The 26,412-nt window shown below is 71.2% G+C and carries 25 protein-coding genes; 11 read left to right on the plus strand and 14 right to left on the minus strand.

Translation table 11 applies throughout. The features are described 5' to 3' along the window. Nucleotides 1-35: 35 nt before the first annotated feature. A complete protein-coding gene (locus E0D90_RS02285) occupies nt 36-938 on the minus strand; it encodes a sialidase family protein (RefSeq protein ID WP_130796401.1) in 903 nt (300 codons plus the stop codon). A gap of 419 nt (nt 939-1,357) precedes the next feature. Here E0D90_RS02285 and E0D90_RS02290 point away from each other — a divergent pair, with 419 nt between their 5' ends. Together E0D90_RS02290 and E0D90_RS02295 are read left to right on the plus strand one after the other, a co-directional pair. Beyond that, nucleotides 1,358-2,110, plus strand: a complete 753-nt coding sequence (locus E0D90_RS02290) for a hypothetical protein (RefSeq protein ID WP_130796402.1) — start codon at nt 1,358-1,360, stop codon at nt 2,108-2,110. Between the two features lie 249 nt (nt 2,111-2,359). Next, the gene (locus tag E0D90_RS02295; protein ID WP_227869934.1) at nt 2,360-2,932 is read left to right on the plus strand and encodes a sigma-70 family RNA polymerase sigma factor; all 573 of its coding nucleotides are present in this window, start codon (nt 2,360-2,362) and stop codon (nt 2,930-2,932) included. Between the two features lie 104 nt (nt 2,933-3,036). Here E0D90_RS02295 and E0D90_RS02300 read toward each other — a convergent pair whose 3' ends face one another. From E0D90_RS02300 to E0D90_RS02320, 5 genes are all read right to left on the minus strand, one after another. Beyond that, entirely contained in the window at nt 3,037-3,579 is a 543-nt protein-coding gene (locus E0D90_RS02300) for a copper chaperone PCu(A)C (protein WP_130796404.1), read from the minus strand. Further along, entirely contained in the window at nt 3,576-5,834 is a 2,259-nt protein-coding gene (locus E0D90_RS02305; protein ID WP_438827360.1) for a heavy metal translocating P-type ATPase, read from the minus strand. Before E0D90_RS02305 ends, E0D90_RS02300 begins: the two co-directional genes overlap by 4 nt. Next, complete coding sequence (locus E0D90_RS02310) at nt 5,831-6,040, minus strand: hypothetical protein (RefSeq protein ID WP_130796406.1); 210 nt, start codon at nt 6,038-6,040, stop codon at nt 5,831-5,833. The genes E0D90_RS02305 and E0D90_RS02310 overlap by 4 nt, the downstream gene beginning before the upstream one ends. A 303-nt stretch (nt 6,041-6,343) precedes the next feature. Further along, nucleotides 6,344-7,990 (minus strand): class I adenylate-forming enzyme family protein, encoded by a 1,647-nt coding sequence (locus E0D90_RS02315; protein ID WP_130796407.1) that lies wholly within the window; start codon nt 7,988-7,990, stop codon nt 6,344-6,346. Then, nucleotides 7,987-9,762 (minus strand): CoA transferase, encoded by a 1,776-nt coding sequence (locus E0D90_RS02320; protein WP_130796408.1) that lies wholly within the window; start codon nt 9,760-9,762, stop codon nt 7,987-7,989. Before E0D90_RS02320 ends, E0D90_RS02315 begins: the two co-directional genes overlap by 4 nt. 146 nt (nt 9,763-9,908) lie before the next feature. On the opposite strand from E0D90_RS02320, the gene E0D90_RS02325 reads away from it, so the two are divergent. Continuing rightward, nucleotides 9,909-11,111, plus strand: a complete 1,203-nt coding sequence (locus tag E0D90_RS02325; protein ID WP_227869935.1) for an acyl-CoA dehydrogenase family protein — start codon at nt 9,909-9,911, stop codon at nt 11,109-11,111. Here E0D90_RS02325 and E0D90_RS02330 read toward each other — a convergent pair. Next, on the minus strand, nt 11,098-12,204 hold the full coding sequence (locus tag E0D90_RS02330) for a sugar ABC transporter permease (protein ID WP_103503443.1): 1,107 nt from the start codon (nt 12,202-12,204) through the stop codon (nt 11,098-11,100). The two genes, E0D90_RS02325 and E0D90_RS02330, sit on opposite strands and share 14 nt — an antisense overlap. Further along, nucleotides 12,201-13,403, minus strand: coding sequence for an MFS transporter (locus tag E0D90_RS02335; protein WP_227869936.1), 1,203 nt, complete (start codon nt 13,401-13,403; stop codon nt 12,201-12,203). The genes E0D90_RS02330 and E0D90_RS02335 overlap by 4 nt, the downstream gene beginning before the upstream one ends. Nucleotides 13,404-13,598: 195 nt before the next feature. On the opposite strand from E0D90_RS02335, the gene E0D90_RS02340 reads away from it, so the two are divergent. The 5 genes from E0D90_RS02340 (at nt 13,599) to E0D90_RS02360 (ending at nt 17,571) form a co-directional block, all read left to right on the plus strand. After that, the gene (locus E0D90_RS02340; protein ID WP_438827361.1) at nt 13,599-14,303 is read left to right on the plus strand and encodes a hypothetical protein; all 705 of its coding nucleotides are present in this window, start codon (nt 13,599-13,601) and stop codon (nt 14,301-14,303) included. 132 nt (nt 14,304-14,435) lie between these two features. Next, nucleotides 14,436-15,095, plus strand: coding sequence for a sigma-70 family RNA polymerase sigma factor (locus E0D90_RS02345; protein WP_130796409.1), 660 nt, complete (start codon nt 14,436-14,438; stop codon nt 15,093-15,095). Between the two features lie 180 nt (nt 15,096-15,275). Beyond that, on the plus strand, nt 15,276-15,911 hold the full coding sequence (locus tag E0D90_RS02350) for a metal ABC transporter ATP-binding protein (protein ID WP_103503441.1): 636 nt from the start codon (nt 15,276-15,278) through the stop codon (nt 15,909-15,911). Nucleotides 15,912-15,949: 38 nt separating this feature from the next. Then, on the plus strand, nt 15,950-16,774 hold the full coding sequence (locus tag E0D90_RS02355; protein WP_103503466.1) for a metal ABC transporter permease: 825 nt from the start codon (nt 15,950-15,952) through the stop codon (nt 16,772-16,774). Then, entirely contained in the window at nt 16,732-17,571 is an 840-nt protein-coding gene (locus tag E0D90_RS02360; protein WP_103503440.1) for a metal ABC transporter solute-binding protein, Zn/Mn family, read from the plus strand. The genes E0D90_RS02355 and E0D90_RS02360 overlap by 43 nt, the downstream gene beginning before the upstream one ends. Before the next feature lie 165 nt (nt 17,572-17,736). Here E0D90_RS02360 and E0D90_RS02365 read toward each other — a convergent pair whose 3' ends face one another. Together E0D90_RS02365 and E0D90_RS02370 are read right to left on the minus strand one after the other, a co-directional pair. Beyond that, on the minus strand, nt 17,737-18,327 hold the full coding sequence (locus E0D90_RS02365) for a phosphotransferase-like protein (protein WP_103529250.1): 591 nt from the start codon (nt 18,325-18,327) through the stop codon (nt 17,737-17,739). Between the two features lie 629 nt (nt 18,328-18,956). Next, nucleotides 18,957-19,589 carry an SMI1/KNR4 family protein gene (locus tag E0D90_RS02370; protein WP_103503438.1) on the minus strand — a complete coding sequence of 211 codons (633 nt, stop codon included), beginning with the start codon at nt 19,587-19,589 and terminating at the stop codon, nt 18,957-18,959. 698 nt (nt 19,590-20,287) lie between these two features. Between E0D90_RS02370 and E0D90_RS02375 the strand changes: the two genes are divergently transcribed. The 3 genes from E0D90_RS02375 (at nt 20,288) to E0D90_RS02385 (ending at nt 24,611) form a co-directional block, all read left to right on the plus strand. Further along, a complete protein-coding gene (locus E0D90_RS02375) occupies nt 20,288-23,869 on the plus strand; it encodes a polymorphic toxin-type HINT domain-containing protein (protein WP_170214911.1) in 3,582 nt (1,193 codons plus the stop codon). A 10-nt stretch (nt 23,870-23,879) separates the two neighbouring features. Then, complete coding sequence (locus E0D90_RS02380; protein ID WP_130796411.1) at nt 23,880-24,290, plus strand: hypothetical protein; 411 nt, start codon at nt 23,880-23,882, stop codon at nt 24,288-24,290. Nucleotides 24,291-24,407: 117 nt separating this feature from the next. Continuing rightward, the gene (locus E0D90_RS02385) at nt 24,408-24,611 is read left to right on the plus strand and encodes a hypothetical protein (RefSeq protein WP_130796412.1); all 204 of its coding nucleotides are present in this window, start codon (nt 24,408-24,410) and stop codon (nt 24,609-24,611) included. A 100-nt stretch (nt 24,612-24,711) separates the two neighbouring features. On the opposite strand, the gene E0D90_RS27585 is transcribed toward E0D90_RS02385, so the two are convergent. The 4 genes from E0D90_RS27585 to E0D90_RS02405 all read right to left on the minus strand — a co-directional run. After that, nucleotides 24,712-24,867, minus strand: a complete 156-nt coding sequence (locus E0D90_RS27585) for a hypothetical protein (RefSeq protein WP_227869938.1) — start codon at nt 24,865-24,867, stop codon at nt 24,712-24,714. Between the two features lie 207 nt (nt 24,868-25,074). Next, nucleotides 25,075-25,302, minus strand: coding sequence for a hypothetical protein (locus tag E0D90_RS02395; protein ID WP_130796413.1), 228 nt, complete (start codon nt 25,300-25,302; stop codon nt 25,075-25,077). Between the two features lie 35 nt (nt 25,303-25,337). After that, a complete protein-coding gene (locus E0D90_RS02400) occupies nt 25,338-25,697 on the minus strand; it encodes an SPDY domain-containing protein (RefSeq protein ID WP_103528880.1) in 360 nt (119 codons plus the stop codon). Between the two features lie 137 nt (nt 25,698-25,834). Next, the coding region (locus E0D90_RS02405) for an IS3 family transposase (RefSeq protein ID WP_157996797.1) at nt 25,835-26,412 on the minus strand (578 nt) is incomplete at its 5' end.

The raw sequence follows: 26,412 nt of genomic DNA on the forward strand, positions 1-26,412 counted from the left end.
GCCTCGCGGGCCCGGCGCGGGGCCTCAAACACGCCCTAAGCGATCCGCACCACTCCCGGGCTGGCCGAAAGGTTCCCTTGAATCTTCACTTGGTCCTTGAACCACTCGGTGCCGTTATAGCGGCTCAGCCACAGGTCTCGATTTCCACCTCGCCCGCGATGCAGGCAGTACAGCGTCTCAGGGTCTCCTGACGAGACCGTCAGCGCCGGGCTGTCGGCCATGCCGACATCAGCAACCGGGGTGTCCTTCCCCCACTTCACACCATCGAAGAATCCAGACCACAGCCAGCCGCGATCTCCGTACTCCTGGTGCAGGATCCACAGATAGCCGCGGTACTCGATCAGTGCGGGACTCGCCGACATGCCGTAGTTCTCAATCAGCGTGCCGCCCGTCCAGGACTTTCCGTCGAACGACGCGTAGTAGATCCACCCCGACCCACCGCTCTGCTGGTACGCGCAGTAGATCTTTTCCCTGAAGACGGCGAGCGAGGGGTTGGCAGTCAGTTTGATCTCCGGCGTCACCTTCGTCGGCTCGCTCCACGTCGTGCCGTCGAAGGACACGCAGTAGAGCATGTCCTCGCTGCCTCGGTACACGCAGTACACCAAGCCCTCGTACACGGCGACCGCCGGGCTCCCTGAAACGCTCACCTCGGGAGACAGCTGGGCGTCGAACAGCCACTTCAGGCGGGGGGCGTCCCAGGTGAACTCGCCGTACCACAGTTTCCCATCGCCCGCCCCCTGATGAACGCAGTAGTTGCGGCCGTAGTAGTTCACCAGAGCCGGGCTCCCCGTTATCCCGACATCTTGGCGCTGAAGCTCACCCCAGTAGTTGTTCGAATCGAAGGTCGCCGCCGACAGGACGCCGTCCTGATTGACGGCGACACAGAAATTCTGAGCAGTCGTGTCCGGCACGGTGGCAGATTTCGCTTCGGTAGCCATGATCACATTCTCCCGCTTGCTCGATGTCCCTGAATTCTCATGGCAACACGGAAGCATCCACTTCGCCTCTGCCGGGTCCCTGATCCCCGAAGGCGTCGAGCACCCCAGTCAAAGCAATATCCTCCGATCGCGCACAAGCGGCCTTCAGCTCAATGATTCTCATCCAACCCGCCAATATGATCCGGCGGTGCGCGTCTTGCTTCCTCGTGGCCCGCCTCCGTGACCGTCGAGTAGGGGCGTGTCGAGTGCGGGCCGTGGCCCAATGCGGGGCCGGTCCCGGGGCGGGGTGCCGACGGGCCGAGATCGAGGCCAGGCCCTCGGTCGGGCGCGGAGGCCGAAGGTGTCGCGGAGCGGCGGCGGGTTCTTCCCAGGGGTGGCGGCGTAACCCTCCAGGGGGCCGGTGAGAGCATGGGCGAACCATGCGAGTGACCGGAGTGGTGCGGGCGATCAGGGCGACGGTGTTCGCCGGCGTCTGCGTCGTACTCGCGCTGGTCGGGCACGTCCACATGTCCGGCTCCGCGGTGCCGCCGCTCGTGGCGCTCGGTGCGTTCGCCGGCGTGGCGGTGGCCACGTGGGCCTGTGCCGGAGTGGGGCGCGGGCCGATGACGGTCGCGCTCGCCGCGATCGCGGTACAGGGCGGGCTGCACCTGGCGTTCTCACTCGGCCAGTCGGCCGTCTCGCCCCGGCCCGGGGCAGCGGTCACCTCACCGGTGCAGGATCTCGCGCTCTCCCTGATGTGCGGTGGCAGGCTGGGGCAGCCGCCCTCCCACGCCGAAGCGGTCGAAGTGGTCACGGCGGCGGGCCTCGCTGTGCCGGGGCACGGTGGGCACGGTCACGGCGCGGTGGGGCATCACGCCGCCGACGCCGGAGCGCACGCCGCGGCCGGCGCGGCGCACCTTCACTCCGGCGGCATGCTCGCTGCCCACCTCGGTGCGGCGGTGCTGTCGGGCCTGTGGCTGGCCTGGGGCGAACGGGTCACCTGCGATCTGCTGTTCCTCCTCGGCGTGTGGCTGGCGGCGCCGATGCGCCTGATCCGGCTGTGGTCGGCACCGGTACCGCGTCTCCCCGGGCCGGTCTGCCTGCCGGCCACCGAGGTTCCGGCCCTGCGGGCACGCCTGCTGCTCCACACGTTGATCTCGCGGGGCCCACCGCGTCACTGGGCTGTCGGCTGACGACAGCGGGCACGACGCGGCGCCTTCGGGGCGTCGTGGAACCGGGCCGCAGCGGCCCGGCTGTACCCGGGCGACCGCGGTCGCCTCCTTCCTCTCATGTGACGAGGTCATCTGATGATCACCCTTGCCCTGCCGGCGCCTGCCCGGAAACCGGGTCCCGCAGGTCGCGCACCCCTGCCGGCGGCGCCGCTCCGGACCCGGCACGCCGGCGGGTCGCCCGCCGTACCGGGCACGACGCCCACCGAGGATGTGCCCACCGAGCTGGCCCTGCGCGCCGCGCGCACCGGGGCGCCGGACGACGTCGCCAGGTTCGTGACCGCCGTCGAACGCGATGTGCTGCGGTACATCGCGTTCCTGCGGCCCGACACCGACGGCGTCGAGGATCTGGCGCAGGAGACGATGCTGCGGGCCATCCTGGCCCTGCCCCGCTACGAGGGGCGGGCCTCGGCACGCACATGGCTGCTGTCCATCGCCCGCCGCACCGTGGTGGACAGCGTCCGGCGGGCCGCCGTCCGGCCACGCCTGTCGCTCTCCGAGAGCTGGGAGCGCGAGGCCGAGGGACGTCCGGCCCACGCTCTGCCGGGGTTCGAGGAGGGCGTGGCGCTCCGGGACCTGCTGAACGCGCTCCCCGACGAACGCCGTGAGGCGTTCGTCGCGACGCAGATGTGGGGCGTCTCCTACGAGCGGTGTGCCGCGCTGTGCGGATGCCCGGTGGGCACGATCCGGTCCCGGGTGTCCCGCGCGCGTGCCGAACTGGCGCGGATGCTGGAAGCCGCCGAGGGGCCGGAGAGCCACCGCGTGGCCGTCTCCTCCTCGCTCTGACGGTGAGGGCCGTGGGCCGGCTCAGGCCGGCCCACGGCTCCGCGCACACTCAGCCGGCCCACGGCTCCGCGCACACTCAGCCGGGCCCACCGCCCCGCGCACGCTCAACTGCTCGGCGGCACCACCACGGCGGTCGCGGGGACCTCACCCGCCTGCCGGAAGGTCAGCACGAAATCGACGCGCTCACCGTTCGTCAGAGGACGGTCCACCGACAGCATCACGTTGGGCGTGAAGGGACTCATCTCCAATGTGGTCCCGGCCGCCACGGTGATCCGCGGAATCATGATCATTCTGCCCGCGCCCGTGGTCAGTTCCCGGTCCGCGAACATGGCTTCCCCGCGCTCGGTCCGGACGGCGAGCAGTTCGTCGTCCGAGCCACCGGTGTTGCCGATGTCGAAGAAGACGCCGGTGGTGGGCTGGGTGTCGAGGACGGGCAGGAAGACCGTCCCCTGGCCGACCGTCACCTCGGCGGGGCTGCCGGCCTGACCGGCCGCCGCCCAGGCGGTCAGGCACGCCAGGGTCAGCAGTCCGGCGGCGAGCGGCGGCAGCCCGGCTCGGGCTGCCGACCGCCATGGCGGAGGTGCGGCCGCTGCCGCCTCGGCGGACGGGCGGGCGCCGGTCTCGGGCGCGGGTTCGGCGACGCTCATCCGGCGCTCCTCGGGTCGGGACGGCGCCCACGCCGGGGGGAGGGGCTCCAGGTGCGCAGCCGCAGGCTGTTCAGGACCACCAGCAGTGAGCTGACGGACATCGCCGCTGCGGCGACCATGGGGTTCAGCCAGCCCGTCACCGCCAGCGGCAGCATCAGGGCGTTGTAGGCGAACGCCCAGAGGAGGTTGGCGCGGATGGTGGACAGCGTCCGGCGCGCCAGTGCGGCGGCGTCGGCCAGAGCGGCGAGTTCCCCCCGGATCAGGGTGATGTCGGCTGCCCCGACGGCGGCGTCGGTACCGCTGCCCATGGCGATTCCCAGATCCGCGGACGCCAGTGCGACGGTGTCGTTCACTCCGTCTCCGACGACCGCGACCCGCCGTCCCTCCTGGCGTAGCCGAGCTACCAGGCGCGCCTTCTCCTGTGGGCTGTGGCGAGTGTGGATCTCGTCGATCCGAAGCTCGGCGGCGACGGCACGCGCCGGCCCCTCGGAGTCGCCCGTCGCGAGAACGGGGCGTACGCCCATCCGCCGCAGGCGATCCACCGCCTGGTAGGCACCACTTCGCACGACGTCGCCCAGACAGATCACCGCGGCCGGCTCACCGTCGAGGACGACCAGCACCGCGGTGAACGCGGCGGACTCGGCCTCCTCGGCCGCGTCGCGCAGGGTGTCCGGCAGGGTTCCGCGGTCGCCCGGCGCTCGGACTTCGACCTGGCGCTCACCGACCCGGGCGCGCACACCGCGGCCGGGTACGGCCACGAACTCGTCCGCCTCCGGGACCTCCGCCCCCGTACGCACGGCGTGGGCCACCAGCGCGCGGCCCAGCGGATGCTCCGATGCCCGCTCCGCGGCGGCCGCGACGCCGAGGACTTCGGCTTCGTCGAGCCCACCGCTCACCACGCAGCGGACGACGGACATCCGGCCGGTCGTCAGCGTTCCCGTCTTGTCCAGCACGACGGTGTCCACCTGCCGCAGTGCTTCGAGCGCCCTGGGCCCGGAGACCAGCACGCCCAGCTGCGCGCCGCGGCCGGTGGCGGCCATGAGCGCGGTGGGGGTGGCGAGTCCGAGAGCGCAGGGGCAGGCCACCACCAGCACGGCGACGGCGGCCGTCAACGCGGCCTGCGGGTCGGCTCCGGCACCGAGCCAGAAGCCGAGCACGGTGACCGCGATGGCGACGACAGCGGGCACGAACCCGCCGGCCACGCGGTCGGCCACCCGCTGCACACGTGCCTTGCCCGCCTGGGCGTCGGCGACCAGCCGGGCGATCCGGGCGATCTGCGTCTCGTTGCCCACCGCGGTCGCCCGCACCCGGAGCGCGCCACCGCTGTTCACCGCGCCGCCCAGCACCGCGGCTCCGGGAGCGACCTCGACGGGCTTGCTCTCCCCCGTCATCAGCGAGACGTCCACGGCGGACCGGCCGGCGACGACGACTCCGTCGCTGGCGATCTTCTCGCCCGGCCGGACCGTGAAGACCGCACCCACGGTGAGGGCCGAGGTGAGGACGGTGCGTTCCGTCCCGTCCGCGGCCCGGACCGTGACCTCACCGGGTACCAGATCGGCCAGTGCCCGGAGCGCGGCACCGGTCCCGTCCTTGGCGCGGCTCTCCAGCACCCGGCCCAGCAGGACGAACAGCGGTACGGCGACGGCGGCTTCGAGGTAGATGTGCGCGATGCCGTCGGAGGCGGACGGCAGGAAGCTGAAGGGCATCCGCATGTCGGGCGCCCCCGCGCCGCCGAAGAAGAGCGCGTAGAGGGACCAGCCGAAAGAGGCCGACACCCCGAGGGAGACCAGGGTGTCCATGGTGGCGGTCGAATGCCGCAGCCCGCGCAGCGCAGCGGAGTGGAAGGGGTGTGCGCCCCAGACCACGACCGGAGCCGAGAGCGCCAGGCACAGCCACTGCCAGTTGGAGAACTGCCAGGCCGGGACCATCGAGAGCACGATCACGGGCAGGGAGAGCGCCGCGGTCACCACCAGGCGGTGGATCTCCTCGTCGCGGCTCGGGCGCGCGTCGGGCGGGGCACTGTCATCGTTCGCCGGGGCGGCGCCGTACCCGGCGTTCTCGATCTGGCGGACGAGGTCCTCGGCGGTGGTGGCGCGCGGGTGCGTGACCCGGGCGATGCCGGTGGCCAGGTTGACGGTCGCCCGGACGCCGGGAAGTCTCGCCAGCCGCTTCTCGACCCGGTTCACGCACGCGGCGCAGGTCATACCGGTTACCGACAGGTCTGTCGTGAGCCCTTCGGCCACGGGGGCGGTCACCGTCCGGTCCCGTGGCCGTGGCCGCTGTCGCCACCGGTGGCCGGGGCTCCCGATCCCGGGTGCAGGGCGGGTGCCACCGGCCCCACGACGGAGCCGGTGGCGAAGGCGAGAGTGAAGAGGACGAGCAGCAGCGCGGTGAAGCCGGCGGCCGGGGCGCGCGGGACCGCCGCCGCAGAGGGCTGGCGACGGGTGGTTCGCAGGTTCATGGGGATCTCTCGGAGCGTGGTCAGGGCGGGCCGGGAATCGGCGGGGCGAAGCGCGTCATGGCGCTCACCCCGGCGTGATCAGCCCGACGTGACGTGGGTCGGGCCGCGTCCCGATCCGGTTCCTGCGGATTCGAGCCGCGCCACGGTGACGGCCACCGAGTCCGGTAGGAGGGGAGGGGCGACCCACCGCAGGACACTCCCGGCGGCCACAGGAGACATCGACCCTGTGTGCGCCGGCGTCCCGGCGCCTGCCGAGACGGGTGCCGGCCGCCGCTGACCGTGCGGCCGGTACCCGTCCGCTTCCTACCTCGCGTCGACCGGCGAACCCGCGACACGCGCGCGCAGGGCCGCACGGTCCGGCTTCCCGGCCGGGTTCAGAGGCATTTCTTCCAGCAGCAGGAGGTGTTCGGGGTGTTTGCGGCGTTCCACCCCGAGGTCGGCGAGATGCCGGCCCACGGAGTCGAGATCGACGGTTCGCCCCTCGCGGACCACGGCGCAGATGGCCAGGCGCTCGCCCATCAGGGCGTCGGGCACGCCCACGCAGACGGCGTCGCGGATGTCGGGATGAGAGGCGAGCCCTCGTTCGACCTCGGCCGGGCTGATGTTGACTCCTCCCCTGATCACGATGTCCTTGAGCCGACCCACGACGCGGAGGAGTCCGCCCTCGTCGAGGGTTCCGAGGTCGCCGGTGCGGACCCAGCCGTCGGGCGCCCGGTAGCGCGCGTCGAGTTCGGGCGCCCCGACGTAGCACATCGGGGACATCGGCCCCCGGGAGACGATCTCTCCCACTTCACCGGCCGCCAGCGGCTCGTGCGTGGCCGGGTCGGTGATGCGTATCTCGGTGACCTTCGGGTCGGGGCGGCCCGCGACGACACCCGAGGCGTCGTTGGGTGGTACCGCTGTGGCCAGGCCGGTGTGGCAGTTGACCCCGTCGGCGGATCCGTAGAGGTTGACGACGGAACAGCCGAAGGCGCGGGCGGCGTCGCCGGCGGTCGTCTCGTCGAGCGAAGCGCCGCCCAGGACGACGGCCGTCGGTGCGGGCAGGGGCTCGTGATCGGAGCCGAGGCAGGAGAGCATCATCCGCACCATGGTGGGGACGCCGAAGACATGGGTCGGCTGATGGCTCCGGATGGCTTCCAGAGCGGCTTCGGGCGTGAAGTGATCCAGCAGGACCAGCGTTCCACCGTGTCTGGCCAGGGTGACCGCGGTGCCGTTGGAGCCGAACGCTGACGCGAGGGGCACGAGGAAGAGGCAGCGCGGCGGTGTTCCGTCGGGGATCAGGGAGGCGAGGAAGTTCCCGCGCCCGCCTGCCAGGGCGTTGTGTGAGTAGGCCACCATCTTGGGCTCCGCCTCCGATCCCGAGGAGACCAGGATGCGGGCCGGATCGTCGGCGCGAGGCCGGGCCGGCAGAAACGGTCCGGGGGCGGACCTGGAGAGGGTGCGCAGGGGAACAGCGCCGTCGGGGGCGTCGGCGCCCACGGCGATCACATGGCGGAGGTGGGGCAACGCCGGGCGCAGCCGGAGAAGGTCGGCGGCGTGCTGGTGGTCCCGGTGGCGGGTAGCGGCGATCACGGCGACCGCTTCCGAGCGTCGCAGCAGGCACTCGCTCTCCAGAGGACCTCGGCCGACGGGAAACGGAAGGGCCACCGCCCCCAGCGCGGCCAGAGCCAGGTCCGCTGTGACGGCGTCCCGGCTGTTGGGGAGTTGCACGCCGACCACATCGCCGGGGCCCACGCCGAGGCTCTGCAGGCCGGCGGCAAGACATCGCACTCGGCGGTCGAGTGCGGTGTAGCAGAGTGCCCCCTTGGCGTCGAGGACGGCGGTGCGGTGCGGATCGGCCACCAGCCGCGCCCGGAAGAGGCTGTACAGGTCCAGGTCGGGGCAGGTGCCGTCGACGGCCCAGCCCCGGCGGAGATCGGCCGGCAGGAGATCGTGGAGAACAACGGTCATGTCAGGCTCCAGGGGGTGGTGAGGGCGAGTGCGCCGTGGTCGTCGCTGCCGACCAGGCCCGCGAAGCGCGGGTCGTCAGCGATCCGCGCGAGAGCGGTGGTGACGGCGACGGCGGGTATCCCGCGGCCGGTCAGGCTCGCCAGCGCCTCCCCCGTCGGCAGCTCGCCGAGTCCCGCCGGAGGTTCGGCCGCCCGTTCGTCCGCGACCGCGACCCAGCCGTCGGCCGTCCGCAGAGGGCGACGGAACCCGGGGCGGCGCCGGGGCTCCCGCCCCTCGGCCAGCCGGCTCAGGGCCGGAGCGGTCAGCACGTCCGCGGCCCCGAGGAGCGAGGATTCCGCACGTACGCCGCGTCCCGTCCGTTCCCGTAGGAGCAGAGCGGCGAGGACTGTCTCGGTGCCGAGCATTCCGCCCAGGACGTCCAGCAGCGTCATCAGCGAGGGTGCGGGCACCTCTCCCTCGGGACGGACCGCCTCGCCGACACCGGTACGGGCCTGGACCATGAAGTCGGTCCCCATGGGCGGTGTGCGCAGACGTCCCGCCCACCCGCTGGTGTAGGCGTACACGAGGGACGGTCGAACCCGCGCGAGGTCCTCGGAGTCCAGGCCCAGCTCGGCGGCCTTGCCAGGCGCCCAGTTGTGCAGGAACACATCGGCGTCGCTCACCAGGTCGAGCAGCTGTCGCCGGCCCGACTCCGCCTTGATGTCGATCTCGACGGCCCGCTTGCCACGGTTCAGGGCGAGCCAGCGAGCGGAGACACCGGAACAGGTCGGCGGCATCCCGCGCAGCGGGTCCCCGCCGGGTGGTTCGACGCGGATGACGTCCGCGCCCAGCAGGCCCAACATGTGCGCCGCGAGGGGGCCCTGGATGCGTCTGCCGGCCTCCAGCACCGTGAGCCCGGCGAGCGGCAGGGAGGCCGGAGGGGTGGCCGGGCTCGGGCGGTGGGACATGGAGGGGCCGGGCCGGAGTGACCACGGTGGCGCTCCGGTGTCCTCGGCGGCTCGCTCCCGCAGGGTGCGCAGTCTGCACACCTGGGCACCGGAGCTGTCCGCCGCGGCTCGCAGGGCGGGCCAGCTCCGGCGGCCGGCCGTGCGGTGCAGCGCCTCCGGGATGGGGGCGCAGGCGGTGGCGTAGCGGAACTGGAAGGGACGCCAGCCCGCGCGAATCGCCTCGGCGGGGGCGCCCAGTTCCCGCCAGAACGCCGCCCACGCACCGGGATCGAGCGTCTCGAGTTCGAAGTGGACGTTGTCCGCCGAGGTGAACGGTGGCCCGCCGGGCGCCAGTTCGGTTGCCTCGCCGTCGTCCGCTCCTTCGGCGGCGAGGTACTGGGAGACCGTCAGCAGCGCCGCGTGGTCCGCGCGCGTCGTGACCCGCCGGGTGGTGCCGCCGCGGGCCTGGCCGAGGAGGGCGGCCAGCAGACCCTGGACCGTCAGCACCGCGGTGGCGGTCGAGACGAAGTCGGCGGCGATTCCCCGCGGGGCACCGTGCCGCCTGCCGTGCACCGCCATGATGCCGCCGGCTGCCTGGGCGGTGGCCTCGTCGACGGGGCCTCCCTGCCCCTCCGACCAGCGCACCGAGGCGTCGACGGGGACGAATCCCGCTCCCTCCAGCGAGAGATGGCCCGCGGCGGACGCCGCGGACATCGCTGTGTCCGTCCGGGCACCGAGCCGCCGCAGGTGGTCGGCTACGACGCCCATGATCGTCGGCGGTCCGGACGCTTCGAAGCTCAAGGTGTCCAGGGGCCGGTCCGTCTGGTTTCGTACGGGTGACGCCATGTCTCTCCTCTCCCGGGACGGCGCTCCGCGCCGCACCGGACGGGCGGTGGCGGGAACCGGTGGGCGTGTGAACCCGACCAGCTCCACGGACAGACAGTCGGGCAACCGTTCCCACGGGTTCCCGGAGACCGGGAGAGGAGAGGCCGGTGAACGACGCGGACACCTCGCGCGCGGACCCTCACGACGAGGAAGGGGTCGCGCTACGGGCTCGGGTGGACGAGTTCGTCCGTACCCGGGTCATGCCACGCGAGGGTGACCTCGACGAAGGCGGCGCGCATGCGGCCGCCGCACTCCGCGACCTGCGAGGGCAGGCTCGGCGCGAAGGGCTCTGGGCACTGCCGCTCCCCGCCGAACTCGGCGGCGGCGGCGCGGATTTCCGTTCCTACGCCACGTGGGCGGAGGTGGAGGGCGCGAGTGATCACGGCCCCGCCGCGCTGGGGTCGGCGTCTCTGCTCGATGTCACCATGCTGGCGCGGCACGCCGGGCCGCGGGTGCGGCGCGAGTGCCTGGTCCCTCTGGTCGCCGGGGAACTGCGTGCCTGCTACGCGATGACCGAACCGGATCTGCCCGGCACCGACCCGCTGCTGACCGCTACCCGGGCGGAGCACCGGCCGGACGGCGGCTGGCGCCTCACGGGACGCAAGTGGTTCACCTCCGGCGCGGCCGACGCGGACCTGGTGACGGTCCTCGCCCGCACCGACGGCGGCCCCGGGGACCGCACGGGCCTGTCCCTGCTCGTTGTCCCGACCGCCGCCCCGGGGTTCCGCGTGGTGCGCGAACTGCCGGTCTGCGGGGTCGGTGGCCAGTACGAGATAGAGCTCGACGGGGTGTCGGTGCCGGCTGACCATCTTGTCGGAGCACGAGGCGCGGCTCTGGCCGTGGCGGGTGAACGGCTGCGGATCGGGCGCACGCTTCGCTGTCTTCGCTGGCTGGGCCAGGCGCAGCGAGCCTTCGACCTGTTGTGCGAGCGCGCCGCGACCCGCGCGGGTTCACGCGGTCCCCTCGCCGGCCACCAGTTGATCCAGCAACACGTCTTCGACGCCCTGCTCGCGCTGCGCGGCGCGCGTGCTCTGGTCCACCAGGCGGTGGAGCGGATCGCCTCGGGCGCGGACGCGCGGGGCGAGGTCGGGCTCGCGAAGGTCGCCACCGCCAGGATGCTCCAGCAGGTCGCGGACTCGGCGATCCAGGTGCACGGCGCGGCCGGGCTCGGTCCGGACACACCGCTGCCGGCGCTCTTCCGCACCGGCCGCGCCGCCCGCCTCCTCGACGGCCCGGACGAGTTGCACATCACCACCGTCGCCCGCGCCGTCCTGCGCGGGTACCCCGGCGGGGATGCTACGTCCGGGTGAGGTCGACGGCGCCCACGAGCGTGGCCAGGCCCAGGGCCAGGAAGTAGTCGCCCCAGATCACCTCGTGGCGCGCTGCCAGGCCGCGGTCGGCCTCGTAGCAGCCGTCCAGCAACATGCCCGACGGACGACCGGTACCGCCGCCGGAGAGGTGCCGGTGCACCAGGCGGGCCAGGATTCTCGTGGCTCGCTCGGTGTACCGGCCCTCCGGGCGGCCGGGCGCCTGAGCGAGTTTCAGCAGCGCGACGGCGGTGATCGCGGCGGCCGAGGTGTCACGTGGTCCGTCGCGGCGTGCATGGTCGGCCGGGGGCACCAGCGGACCGGTGAGCAGCCCCTCCCCCACCAGCAGCCGGTCCACGGTGCCGTCCAAGGGCGTGGCGAGGTTCCGTAGCACCTCGGGCCGCAGCAGCGCGTCCGCGACCGCCAGAAGAAGCCAGGCGCGGCCGCGGCTCCAGCCCGGTGCGGGCGACGCGCACGCCTGCCAGCGTGCGGTCTCCTCATCGAAGCGCCAGGCGGGAAGCACCTCCTCACCGCCCAGGCACAGTGCGAGGTGGGCGTCGAGGTGAGCCGCCGCCGCGGCCGCGCCGTCCGGTCCCGCGGCGGCCAGGAGGGGCACCATGCCGGGGACGCCGTCCGCCCGGGCCAGAAGCCGCGGACCGCCCAGTGCCCCACCCCACGGCACGATGCCGAGGCGCGCGTCCACCGCGGCCAGGCAGGCGGTGGCGGCGCGGGCGCGGAGTTCAGCCGCGGCCCGCGCGTCAGGGCCCGCTCCGGGCAGGCGTCCCGCGGCGGTCCCGTACCAGAGGATCAGCCCCCGGGTCACGGTGTCGGCATCCGCCCAGGGGCCGAGTCGGCGCGTGCGGTCGGCCGCGGCCCGCTGGTGGGCGGGCTCCCCGGTTCTGCCGGCGCGCAGCCACAACAGCCCCGCCCAGAACCCTCCGGTCCAGGAGCCCCGGCGCGTGGACGTCCAGCGGCCGTCGGCGGGGTCGGCGTACAGCGGGAAGCGCTCTCCCACGTCGGCCTCGGTCGCCGCGACACGGGCGAGGACGCCGTCCAGCGCGTGGCCGGCCCACCGAGGGGCGCCGGGCGCCGTCACCGCCCCGCCGTTCGTCGGTCACGGTGAGCCCACAGAAGGGCGACCGCCCCGGCCGCCGCGAGTTCGCACGCGACCAGCAGCCAGGCCGTGCCGTACCGCTCGGCCTGCGCCAGCAGCCCGAACGCCGGCGGTCCCAGGGCGAATCCCGCGAAGAAGCCGGCGGCGACGAGAGCCGAGTCGTGACCCGCGCGCCCCGGAAGAGCACGCTGCACCACGAGGACCATGGTCACGGCGTTCGCCGACACCGCGAGGAGCCCGACGCCCGCCGCGCCCACCCACACCAGCGCCGGTACGGCCCGGGAGGCGATCAGCACCGCCACCGCGCCGACGGCCCCCAGCGCGAGCAGGCCGGGCAGCCACTCCCCACGTCCGGGCCGCGCCACCCGGGACCACGCCACGCGGCCGACGACCCCCGCCACGCCCAGTACGGCCACGAGCACGCCGGCTTCCGTCGCTCCCATCGAGAGGCCGCGCACCCCGAAGAGCGTGAGATAGGTGTTGACCGAGGCGATCGCCGCACCGAGCAGCAGCGAGAAGACCGCGAGCCGGGCGACCATGCCGTGGAACGCGTACCCCGCACGGACGCCCGCCGTGGCCGGACGTGGGCTCTCCGGGGGCAGACCCCGCCACGCCCACCACGCCAGCAGCAGTGCCCCACCCGCGGCGGCCCAGAAGGCGCTCCTCCACCCGAGCCCGCCGGCCAGGGCGGCCAGAGGCAGCCCCGCCACGAGGGCCCCGAGTTGAACCCCCGACTGCTTCGTTCCCAGCACCGCGCCTCTTCGCTCGGCCGGGACGACGGCGAGCACGGCGGTGTTGGTCGCCGGGTTGGCCAGCGCCTGCGGGACGCCTCCGAGAGCGACGGCGCACAGCAGCAGTCCCGGGCCCGGTGCCGCTCCGATGAGGGCGAGCGCACCGCCGGCCGCCAGGAGCAGAACCACCAGCGATCGCCGGGGCCCGACACGGTCCACGATGCGGCCGCCCAGCGGGGAGAGCAGAGCGGCCGTTCCGAACCCGACCGTGGTCGTCAGCCCCAACACAACTGGGGAGACGTCGAGTTCATCGACCAGCCGTGGGGCCAGCGCGCCCAGCAGGAACAGCTGGATCATCGAGAACGCCATGCACGCCGTCAGCAGGGACGCGAGCGGCCACTCACGCGCCGGGGCCCGCCCCGGCGCCGAGACCGCCAATCGGTCCGTCATGACATCCAGCTCCACTCGACTCGGACGGAATCACCGCACACTCCAGTGAGTCGGCCCGACGGACGAGATCGTTCCCCGCGCCTGCCCACGAGGAATGCCGAGCCCTCAATGATGCGGCTGTGGCACAACGGCACCCACGTGGCGGAACCCGCGATTCCCCGGCGCCACTCGAACGACGGTGCGAGGATGACGGCCGTGAGAAGTCCGGGTGACTGCTCAAGGGGCGCGCGGGCCGCGATGTTCGCGGCCGTCTGCGTGCTGCTCGCGGCGGTCGGCCACACTCACAGCTCCGGCACCGCGATCCCGTGGTGGGTGCTGGCCTCGGCGTTCGTAGTGACAACAGGTCTGGTCTGGACTCTCGCCGCCCGCGAGCGCGGACGCCTCGCGGTGACCTCGACGGCCCTCGCCACTCAAGCCCTCCTCCACTGCGCGTTCACCCTCGGCAGCCCTCCACCGCGTGCGCCGGTCCCTGCGGACGACGCCTCACCCGACCACGGGGAGCGAGCACCGGCGGAGCACGGGAGCGCGATGCCGTCCGACTGCCCCCTGCACGACGCGGGGCACCAGCACACGCCCGAAGCGGCGGGCCTCGACATGGCCGCGGGAATGGGTGGCCACGACCCGTGGTCGATGCCGGCGGGCATGCTGCTCGCGCACCTCGCGGCCGCGGCCCTCAGCGGTCTCTGGCTGGCGCACGGTGAACGGGCCGCGTTCCAGCTCCTGCGCGCGCTGGCCGGGCTGTTGCACACGCCGCTGAACCTCCTCCGTGCCTCACCGTCCATCAGGCCCCGGCCTACGCCACGCATCCGGGCACCCCGTCACGACCGGCCGACACGCCTGGTCCTTCTGGTCCATGTCATCAGCAGCCGAGGCCCCCCGGCGGCGACGGCTGTCCCCTGAGGACAGCGGGATCCTCCCCGAGTGCCCGGCGTCCCGCGGGCACCCGGGTCCCGGTGCTGCCCCCATGGCAGGCCGTCGCACACGACCGGCGCGCCCCGCGCGTGCCGGCCCTCACCGTAAGGACCTGTGGCGATGACCCGAGCCCAGACACCAGCCGTCGGCACCTCCGCCCGGCGCTCCCCCGCATCCGACGCGGCCGTCACCCAACTCGCCCTGGCCGCACGCGACGGTGACCCCGCACGGGTCGACCGCCTGGTGCGCGCCCTCCACCATGACGTACGCCGCTACGTCACCTACCTGAGCGCCGACCCGCAGCTCGCGGACGACCTGACCCAGGAGGTCTTCCTCCGGGCACTGGGCGCGCTGCACCGTTTCGCCGGGCGGGCCTCCGCCCGGACCTGGATCCTGTCCATCGCGCGCCGAACCGTGGTGGACAGCCACCGCCGCGCGGCCGCCCGGCCCCGCATCGCGGACCGCCAGGACTGGCAGCGCGCGGCGGAGCAGACGCAGCGCCACGATCTTCCCGGCTTCGACGAGGGGATAGCGCTCACCGAGCTCCTGTCCGCCCTCTCCGTGGAACGCCGGGAAGCGTTCGTCCTCACGCAGATCATGGGACTGCCCTATGCCGAGGCGGCGGCCACCGTCGGCTGCCCCGTGGGAACCGTGCGGTCGCGGGTCGCGCGTGCACGGATCGACCTGATCGGGATCCTCTCCGCGGACGATCCCCGGGGCACTGATCGCGCGGCGCCGCCGTCGCGGGCGGGAGCACCCGAGCGGGTGTCCGTCCTGTAGGAGGTACCAGGCGAGGGTGTTGAGCGCACGGTGCGCGGTGGGCGGTGGGCGTTCACAGCGCTGTGAATTGCCCGCCGCGCACCGGGAACTCACCGTGCACACGGCCCGACCAACTGCTGAGGAGGAGGGTGGAACGCCCCCTCCCCGGACCGGTGACGCAGTTGGCTGGAGGGCTGTTTGATGGGCGGGCTCGATGTCCGGATGCGCGATGTCCACTGCTGGCACGGAAGGACAGCGGCCGTCTCCGAGGTCGACCTGGAGATCGCCGCGGGCGAGCGGGTCGCGCTGACGGGAACGAACGGCTCCGGCAAGACCACACTGATGCGGGCCGTTCTCGGCCTCCACCGGCACTTCAGCGGCACTGTCCTGGTGGGCGGGCGCTCCGCCGGCACGGCCACCGAATGGGCGGAGCGCCGCCGTGCCTGCGCCTGGATACCCCAGAAGCCGGCGGCGGGCCGATTCCCCCTCCTCGGTTCCGAGTTGCTCGCCAGCAGCGGCGCGGCGGAGGAGGCCGCGGACGCCGCCGATCGCCTCGGGGTCGCCTCACTGGCGAGACACCCCCTGCACACCCTCTCCGGAGGTCAGCTCCAACGGATGTACCTCGCACGCGCCATCGGGTCCATAGCGGGCGGCGCCGAGGTGCTGATCGCCGACGAACCCACCGCGGCACTGGACTTCGACGGGCAGGACGAGGCCGCCGACATCCTCACCGAACTACCCGTCACGCTGATCGTGGTGACGCACGACCGCGCCCTCGCGGGCCGCTGCGACCGGGTCCTGGAGATGGCCGCCGGCAGAGTGCGGGAGGTCTCGTGAACATCGCCTCCCAGGACCTCGGCACCCTGCTCCAGCTGATGCCCGTGCAGAGGGCGGCCCTCGCCCTCCTGCTGGCGGCGGTCGGGCTGCCCGTGATCGGGGTGATCATCGTCGGCCTCGACATCATGCCGGTGCGCTTCGCGATGATGCACGTGGCGCTGCTCGGCATCGCGGTCGGACTGCTCACCGGGCTCGACCCGATGCTCTGCGCGCTGGTCGCCTGCGCCCTGGCCGGCGCCGGGGTGGCCCCCCTCGCCCGAACACCCGACGGCCTCTCCGGCGCGATGGGGCTGTTGATGAGCCTGGCCATCGCGGCCGCCCTTCTCGTCCTGGCCGTCTCCGGCGTCAACGCCTCCGGCGCCTTCGCCTTGCTCTGGGGTTCCATTCTCTCGGTCGGAACCGCGGACCTGGTGGTGCTCGGCGCGCTGGCCGTCGTGGTTCCCGGCCTGTTCTGGTGGCGACGGCGCGACATCGGCCTGCTGCTGTACGACAGGGAGCTCGCGCAGTGTTCGGGTGTCCCGGTCCGTGCTCTGACCCTGGCGTTGCTGGTGCTGGTCGCCGTCGCCGTAGCAGGGGCGATCAAACTCACCGGTGCGCTGCTCGTGGACGCCCTCACGCTGCTGCCCGCCCTGGCTGCCCGCAGGCTCGGCAACTCGCTGCGCTCGATCGTCCTCTGGGCGATCGGCATCGGTGTCCTGGTGAACCTGACCGGCTTCCTGCTGGCCCTATCCCTGGACTGGCCTCCCGGACCCGTCCTCGTGCTCACGGCGGGGGCTGTCGTCCTCGCCGTCCATCTCATACCCGAACGGAGACTCAGTTCATGGCGCGCACCCGCCTCCCCCTCACTTCCCTCGTCGCACTGACCGTCGCGCTCACCTTCACCGCCGCTTGCGGCTCGGATACCGGTGCCTCGGCGGAGGACGGCGCCGGCTCACCCTCGGCGGAGACTGCCGAGGACCGCGACGACGGCGACGGCGACCAGCCGGTGATCGTCGCGACCACCACCTGGCAGGGGGCCTTCGCCAGTGCCGCCGGAATCGACGAGGTCACGGTCATCGTTCCGCAGTCCGTGCACCACGCGCCGGACTACGACCCCAAGCCGTCCGACCTCGCGGCGATCGCGGAGGCGGACTTCGTCCTCTACGCACCGTTCGAGCCCTACGCGGAGCAGATCAGGGACGCCGCCGGCTCCGGCGCGGAACTCGTGGAGGTCGATCTCGACAACGACCCCGATGTCGTGAGCGCCGAGGTCGCCCGGCTAGGTGCCCTGTTCGGTACCGAGTCGGCGGCGCAGGAGTGGAACGAGTCCTTCGAGAGCGAGTTGGGCGAGCTGAACTCCGCGATCGAGGACAGCTGGCCGGACGGCGAGAGCCCCCGGGTGGTCACGCAGGTCTACACCGGATGGGCGGCGAAACTGGCGGGAGCGACGACGGTGGGCACGTACGGACCGGAGGCGGTGACCCCGGCGCAGCTGGCCGAACTGTCGGCCGAGGAGCCGGATCTCGTCCTGGACAACGCGCACATGTCCACCGGTGAGGTGCTGCCGGGCTCGGGCGCCGTCCAGCTGGACGTCGTCAACTATCCCGGCGATGACCTCGACCTGCTCACGGTCTACCGCGACCTGGCGGAACAGCTCCAGCAGGCGCTGGCAGGGTCCTGACACCCGCCGAGCCGGTGCGGGGTGGCGCCCGCCGTCGTCCCGCACCGTGCTTTCCACACGATCCCGTTCAGATCCCGCCGGTCCTCCAGCCGCTTCCGCCCGCACAGGGACCCGGGCGGCAACGGCTGTGTCCGATGACCACCTGCGCGTATTCGGTGGGTGACGTCAACGGGTGCGGTGGCATGCTTCCAGAACTGCGGCGACGCGCTCGGCGCGCTGTTGCGGCCCCAGCTCCGAGGAGTCGAGTACGAGGTCGAACTCCTCCGGATCGCAGACGTCGTAGTGGCCCCTGCTGAGGCCGCGGAACCTCTCTGGAAAGCGTTCCGCCTCCCGGCTCTCCAGTACTGCCACCGGAGCGCTCACGCACACCCACAACACACGGTGCCCCACCAGCGCGGTGCGCCAGGCCGGTACGACCGTCCTGTCGATCGGCATCTCATCGACGATGACGTTGTTGCCTTCGCTCAGCAGCGAGGCGACGGCCCGGCGCATGCCGGCCAGCAGACGCGCGCCCACGGGCCCGTACCCGATCCGTAAACGGGTGCGGCCCTCGTGGTCGCTGTCCCGGATGTAGCAGAACCCCTCTGCGCTGCTCTCCCCCTCACTGGTCCAGCGGTGCGGGAGAGTTCCGAAGAAAGTGTCGAGGCCCAGAGCAAGGAATGGCTCCGGGAGGACCTTCTGGAGTTCCGTGGCTGTCGAGCTCTTGCCCGCGCCGGAGGTGCCCGTGAGCACGATCGCCCGGCCTGGTTTCCGCATGGCACCGAGAAGCGTAGCGCCGAGCGACCAGTTCCCCAGCCCCGTGCGCCCCGTGCGGGTGCACTTTGACGTTTCTCGACAGGACCGTTCGGAACGGTCGGCACACAACGGAAGCCCCACGAAGACTTGACCTCCGGGCGAACCGGCAGCCCAGACCTTCCCGGTGGTGTCCCGATCGACGCGAGAGTCGGCGGAAGCGCCCAGCACAGTCGTGGCCACCCCGGATCACCCCAGGAAGCTGAGCCGCACCTGACGGTCCGGGTTGTCGACGTTGGTGTCCGACGGCCTCCGTCAGGACACCCGTCAAGGTCTCCGATCAGTGCTCGCAGGAGGGCGTGCGTGAGATCGACCGGACCCACGAGAGCAGCACTTCGGCAATCCGCAGGGACGGTCCGGACGAACAGGACGGGGTGTGCGGTACCCGCCATCGGTGCTCTCTGCGTACCGGGCGACAGCCAGCACCGCCCGAACCAGAACCAGTCGGCACCGTCACGAACCCACCTTGCTTCGCTGGTTCAGGTTGCTGGCAGCCCGTTGCCGCTACTCCGCTCCCTGCCAGTGCCGCCGCGACGCCACCTGCCGACACGGACTCCAGCCGGGAACCCCGGCCAACTCCGCCCGCGTCGCGGTCACATACCCCGCTCCGGCCCGTACCAGACGGTGGGCGTGTCCTCGTGGAACATCGGCAGACTTCTCAGCTTGACCGGTCCGGGATAGAAGGCCGCGCTGTTCGGGCCGAAGAGATCCTCACCGAGGAGATAGCGGTAAAGCCACTCGGAGAGCGACATGTCATGCCGGTAGAACTCATCGTCGTCCCAGAGACAGAACACCTGCCCTGCCCCGTCGACGACCTGAGGAGCGAAGAAGACCATCTCCCCCCGGTCCGTGCCGAGGACCGGGACCAGACCTCCTGGCGCACCGAAAGTCAGCTCAGAAGCACCGAGAGCCGGGCGAGGGTCCCCCGCCATGAACTCCCAATCCCATTCCACCTCCCCGAACGCCTCGGCCATCCCGCTGATCCACTCGGCGAGGTTCCACCTCCGCGTCGCAGGGTGATGCAAACTCATGTGCCCGTTGATCTCGACCGGGGCATGCAGCTCGCTCACCCGCTTGAAGTCAGCAGGCAACTCGCACCCCAGCCCGGACTCCAACCTCGCCCACGCCGCAGCATCCTCACCATGCCCCCGCGGCTCCCCGAGCATCGCCAGCAAATCCGCAAGGCAGTGATAGCGGCTTGCACCTTGGGACATGTTGAACTCCATTCCTGATGGCGTCGATACCCGCACACCAACGCGGTCTGCGAACAGGCTCCCCGTAGGTGTCTCCTCGCCGGCGCCGACTATCGGCCGGCAGATGACCGGCCGCCGGGGCACGAGAGACTCAGCGGCGACACCCGGGGCTGCGTAGCCAACGAGAGGCGAGGGGGCCCTGCGCGAGCGCACGCGAATACTCCCGTCATCTCCAACCTCTACCCCGCTCGGCGAGAGCGGGAAGTCAACGCGGACTCACGCGCGCTCGCCGGCACAGGCCAGCTTCCACACCAGCAGCGCCAGCTGCTCGTTGTGACGACAGAGCGCCAGCTGCGCCTCAGCACACCCCGCCCGGAGATCACTCCTACCGTCAGGGATGGCACGGGCCTATCCGAGGAATGACAGCCGCACCTGACGGTCCGGGTTGTCAACGTTGGTGTCCGCCAAACTCCGTTAAGGCAACCCCGAGGATAGCTGCCGCCCTTGACCGAACCCTCACCGATATCACCGCAGACCTGACCTCCGTCGACGGTGGGTCGCTGTCACGCCGGCCGCGGGACGACGGCCGCACCACGACCTCCACCTACACGCCCGCGAGCGGGGTACCGACCACGATCCGCACGGACTCGCCCCCGGCACGGTCCGGCCAGCAGGCCACCTCGCAGCGCGAGACGACCACCCTCGACCCCTTGCGCGGACTGCCGACCCGTGTGGTGGACGCCAACAACCATCCGACGACGGTCCGGTACGACGCGCTCGGCCGCACCGACCGGGTCTGGTACGCGGACCGCCTGACGAGCCTCTCCCCCAGCCTCCAGTTCTCCTATCGCGTCGTCGAAGGCCAGCCCGTCGCCGTCGGCACGACGCGCCTCGGCAACAACAACGGCAACCTCCGGGACACCGGCTACACGCTCTACGACGGACTGCTGCGCCCACGGCAGACACAGGAACCCGGGCCGGACGGGGGCCGCCTGCTCACCGACACCTTCCACGACGAACGCGGTCTCGTCTCCCGAACGTTCGGCACCTACTACACGACCGGGGCTCCGAGCAGCACGCTGTTCCTCCCGGACGACGCCGACAGCGTGGAGACCCAGACGCGCCACACCTACGACGGCGTGGGTCGCGACATCCGGACCCAGGTCCTGGGTGGGAACAGCGACGGCGCGAAGGTCCTCGCCACCACGGAGACGACGCACTTCGGCGACCGTGTCACGGTGGTCCCCCCTGACGGCGCGACCGTCACGACGTCGCTCAGCGACGCGCGGGGCCGCCTGACCGAGCTCCGCCAGCACCACGGTCGCAACGCCGCCAGCGAGTACGACACGACGAGCTACACCTACACCCCGACTGACCAGATCGCCGGGGTCACCACCCCGTCGGGCGCGACGTGGGAGTACCGGTACGACCAGCAGGGACAGCGGACCGCCTCGATAGACCCGGACACCGGAACCACCACCAGCACGTACTCCGACCGCGGCGAGCTGGTGACCACCACCAACGCCCGCGGCATCACCCTCCACCGGTCCTACGACGGCCTGGGGCGGCAGACCGAACTGCGCGAGGAGAACGCCGAAGGACGGCTGCGCGCGCAGTGGGAGTACGACACCGCCCAGAGAGGCAAGGGGCAGCTCAGCAGAGCGACTCGCTGGGAGGACGGCGAGGCGTACGTCAACGAGGTCGTCGCCTACGACCCCCGATACCGGGCCGTGCGCAGCAGGACCATCATCCCGGGAGCTGAAGGGGCGCTCGCCGGTACCTACGAGACGCGGCAGGACTACTCGCCTGCCGGCCTTGTCCGCGGCGTGTCGTACCCAGCTGCAGGCGGCCTGCCGGCCCACGGGGTCTCCTACACGTACGAGAACGGCACACTGCGGCCGATCAGAGCGTTCGAGCAGGGAGGGCTCACCGCGACCACGGCCTACAGCCACACCGGTAAGCCGTTGCAGTTCGCGATGCACCGCGACGCAGCGGACACCGTGTGGGCCACCAACACCTACGAGTGGGGCACCCAGCGGCTTCAGACCACCCGAGTCGACCGCCGCGACCAACCCGGGGTCGACCGGCGCGAGACCTACTCGTACGACGGCGCCGGCAACGTCCTCTCCATTGCGGACACGTCCCGCACCGGCGCCGACGTGCAGTGCTTCACCTACGACCACCTGCGCCGGCTGACCGGGGCATGGGCGCAGTCGCGCACCGGCTGCGCGACGGACGGCGGTGCGGCTGACATCGGTGGGCCGTCCCCCTACCACCACGCCTACACCTACGACGAGGCCGGGAACCGCACGACGGAGACCCTGCACGAGCAGGACATCACCCGCACCTACAGCTACGACGAGGACCAGCCGCACACCCTCACCGAGGTCGTCCAGGAGGCGCCGGGCGTCCGGTCGCTGGAGGAGTACGGCTACGACGAGTCCGGCAACACCGTCTCCCGGCAGGTCGGGGGCAAGACCCAGACCCTGGAGTGGAACCCCGAGGGCCGCGTCGCTTCAGTGGAGGACGCGGACGGCACGACAGTCGAGTACCTCTACGACGCGGACGGCTCGCGGCTGATCGGCCGAACCGGCACGGAGACGACTCTCTACCTGGGCCACACCGAGGTCACCGTCGCCAACGGCGGCACCACGCCCACCGCCGAGCGCTACCTTCCGATGGGCGGCGGCCACACCGCGGTCATCGATTCCGACGGCACCACCAGCTTCGTCATGGCGGACCACCACGGCACGGGCAATCTCGCGATCGACGCGGAGAGCCTGGAGACGACTCATCGACGCACCCTCCCCTTCGGGGCGTACCGCGACGACGTGCCGGAGGAACAGTGGCCGGGCACTCGCACCTTCGTCGGAGGGACCGACGACGTCTCCACGGGGCTCTACAACATCGGCGCCCGCGAGTACGACGCCGCCATCGGCCGCTTCATCTCCGCCGACCCCGTCATGGACCTGACCGACCCCCAGCAGATCCACGGCTACGCCTACGCGAACAACAACCCGCTCGCCTACAGCGACCCCACAGGGCTCTTCCTCAACGGGGTGATCAACCGGGTGCACCGCATCGTTCAGACCATCATCAAGAAGGTCATCAAACACGCCTCATCGGCCATGCGGACCGCGAAACACAAGGTCGCACCTCCCCGCCGCCCTGTCATCAGCCGCTTCTCATCAAAGCCCCGACCTATTCAGAGAAGTAGCACCCAGCAACGCACCGCAACAAGAGCTTCGTACAGTTCGGGCGGCGGCATCTCCCAGGCGTCCACTAACACATCCTGCCCAAATTCACGACTCTGCATGAGCTGGCTTGGCCCCGCCATCGAGGAAAGCACAAAGAGGACTCTCAACTGGATAGGGAAAGGCGGGAGAAAAGCAGAAGAGATCGCAGCGGCGGCGGCTGGAATTGACGACGCAATTACCTGCGCAAACGACCCGGGCCTTACTTCAGCATGCGGCTGGACGCTAGCCGGAATTTTTCCCGCTGGACGAATACTTGACCTCATGGGTAGCGCAGTACCGGGCGTTGCCCGCCTCTCAAAAGCATGCAGCAGCTTCGTCCCTGGCACCCACGTCCTTATGGCTAATGGGACAACTAAGGCCATTGAGGATGTCAGGGTCGGCGACGAAGTGCTCGCCACCGACCCCGAAACCGGCGAAACCAGTGCCCGCACGGTCACCGCCGAGTTGACCAGCCACGGCGACAAGCTTCTCGTCACCGTGAGCGTCCTGGACGGCAACGGAAACCCTCAGCAGCTCATAGCCACCGACAACCACCCACTCTGGCTGCCGGCCATCCAGCAGTGGATCGACGCCGCCGAGCTCGAACCAGGCACCCAGCTCTACGCCAACGACGGCACCCTCGTCGACGTCACCGCCGTCACCACCAACACCACGGCCACGACCGTCCACAACCTCACCATCGAGGGCATCCACACGTACTATGTGCTAGTCGGCGAAATCCCCGTCCTCGTACACAACAGCACTTGCGGCCCCGACCTTTCCATCAACGAGGGTCAGTTCGGAAAGAAATGGGGTAAGCACGCCCAAGACTATAACCTGAACCCCGGCGACGCATCTTCTCGAAAGTGGTTCCGCGACAGGATCGCTGAGGTTCGAACGTCACCTGACGAGGTCCGACAAGGCCCTTGGAATCCCACGAGAGGTGGCGGAGAAGGCTACTTCTTCTATCGCCAAGGAGACGATCTTCTCGTCACCAAGAGCGACGGCCAGTTCGTCACCATGTTCCCCATGGAGAGTCCGAATAAATGGTTCCAGCAAGCCACCCCCAATCCGTGAGGCCCTGAAAATGACCGAGCGCACCTCTGGGAATCTACTGACGGGGCATCGCATCCGAGCCGCGCTTGGCATTACATACGTTGCAGGCGAAACCGAGGATGCCACGTTTGAAGCTCTGGAGCTTCTACGCGACGCGGAATCCTCTGTCGTATTGTCTTGTGACACGGACTGGACCCTCAAGGTGAACGAAGGCAACTGGCCAGAACTGCCTGCTTGGTGCTGGCCGGCCGAATCGTGGGCTTTCCGCAAGATCGAAGAAATCGGAAACCCTGGAATTGACGTCATCACCTCAACATCAAGTCTTCTTGACTCGACGGGTGAGAATTTCGGAATTCTACTGGAGTTCTCCACGGCATGGGTTACTGTCAGCTCGGGTGAATCTATCACCCTGGAGATCAAACACAAGAGCTCACATTACTGAAGTTGAACTCCAGCAGCAGATGGACCCGGCAGACGACGTAAGACCTCCTCCGCTGCACCACCCATTCCCAGCGCCTCACCATCACCGGCATCCCCATCATGTGCACGCAGGGACTGGATGGTGATCTGCTACCGCGCCCAGGTCCGCATTCGCTGCCGCTGCACTCGCCAGTGGCACGAGCCCGAACTTGCCCGCCGCGACTTCGAAGCCATGATTGCCACTGGCGGCAGTGACTACCCCACCCTCGAAGCCGCCGCCCATGCCATCGGCTACGACGGCACCCTCGCTGGAACGTATCTGGAAACCCCCGGGGCCTCCTGAGCGACGCGGCCCAGGAGAACGCGGAGCCGTTCGCGGAGATCCGGGAGCACGACTGCCGGGGGGCCGCCCATTGGGCGGCCCCCCGGTCGGGCTGAGACGCTCAGCTGGCTGGGTGGTGGGAGAGGTCCAGCGCTGCGGTGGTGAGGCGCAGCGCCGAGTGCGGGCAGTGGGTTTCGTAGAGGGTGGGGTGAACGGTGGCCGTCCAGTCCCCGTGGAGCCCCGGCCATGTCGCGAGCTGTGGCTCGGTGGTGACCATCCCGAGGTGGGCGGGGACGTCAGTGCCGGTGTTCGCCGGTGATCAGTTAGGAGCAGCTGCCCCGGGGCGAGGCGATGCGAGGGGCCGGTCGGCACTCAGGAAGTGCGGAGGATTCCGCGAGCGGGCGTGCGGACGTCGCGGAGGAGGGCACGGCGCACTCCGGCGGGCATGGGGCCTGGGTCAGGGAGCGGAGGTCGGGTGAAGGGCTCATCCGTTGTCCCAGTCGAGCGCGGCCCGTACAGCCGGGGGGAGGATGTCGGTCTGGCCGTTCTCGGCGATGTAGGCGCCGGGTCCGGTCGGGCCGGTGCTATCGATGACACGGCCGATGGCGTGGGCGTACGGCCAGTCGGGGTTGATGGCGAGGTGGACCGGCAGGTCTGGGGAGAGGGTTTGGAGTTGGTGGATGAGCTGGCCCACGGTGAGGGTGCGGTGCAACGGGACTCCTGGTGGTCGGGGCGATGACGGGGACCTCAACCGCATGTGGTGCATGCGGAGAACGGGGCCGCGATGAGCGCGGCCACGAACCCGGCGACCGCGAGAGCGGGGGTTCCGGAGTGGAAGGTCTGGCTCCAACCGCCACCCTTGGTACCGCCGTCGACTTCGATGCGCCACAGCACGTCGTGAACGGCGGCATCGACGGTTTCGGGCAGAAAGCCGATACGAACCTTGCCGTCGGGGCTGGTGCAGAACACGTTGGCGAGCGAGTCGTCAACGATGCTCCACCCCTGGTCGGCAACGAGGCGGAGCACCGGGCCCGCACAGTGGCACATGACGAGCCACTCACGCTCCGTGGTGGTGGGGCACGCGGCGGGGGCGGAAGCGTCGGACATGGGCGTTCCCTTCGGTGGCCTGCGGTTCTCGATGTGTCCGTACGTTTGCTTGGAGTCGCAGCGTGGTTCCAGTCATTTGCCCGAGATCGTGTTCTGCCGCAGGCGAACTGCCGCGACTTCTCTCGCCGGGCGGTCGGTCAACGGCGCCGGCCAGCCGATGAACGCTCGGCGGAGTACAAGGAGGCCGCCGGCTGGGTGGTGGCGATGTTGGGCTGGCGGGGCAGGGGTGCGGCGGTCCGGGTGCGGGCGACGGCAACCCGCGCGGTGGTGTCCCCGGGTTGCGGGCGGCGCCGTGGAGGGCGGCGTTGACGGCGGCCTGCCGTACGTCGAGCGGAGTGGGCACGGCGGAGTCGGCTACGGGACGGCCTTGTGCCGGGGCGAGCCTCGGCGGTGAAGCGCCGGTTGACCAGGTCTGGCGGGCGCGGGGCGGTCGGCTCGGGGACCGTGGTGCGGCGGCGCTGTCCGCGGATGACGCCCTCGATGCCGAGCTCGCGCATCAGCCGCTCGACCGTGCAGCGGGCCACCGCGTGTCCGGCGCGGACGAGGGCGCGGGTGACGCGGCGGACGCCGTAGGTGCGGCCGGAGTCCTCCCACGCGGCTGTGACCATCGGGATCAGTTCTTCGTCGCGGAGCCGGCGGGCCGACTTCGGCCGCGTCCTGCGCGCGAAGTACGTCGACGGCGACAGCTCCAGCACCCGACAGACGGGATCGACCC

The organism is Streptomyces otsuchiensis (assembly GCF_004305975.1).
GTDB lineage: Bacteria > Actinomycetota > Actinomycetes > Streptomycetales > Streptomycetaceae > Streptomyces > Streptomyces otsuchiensis.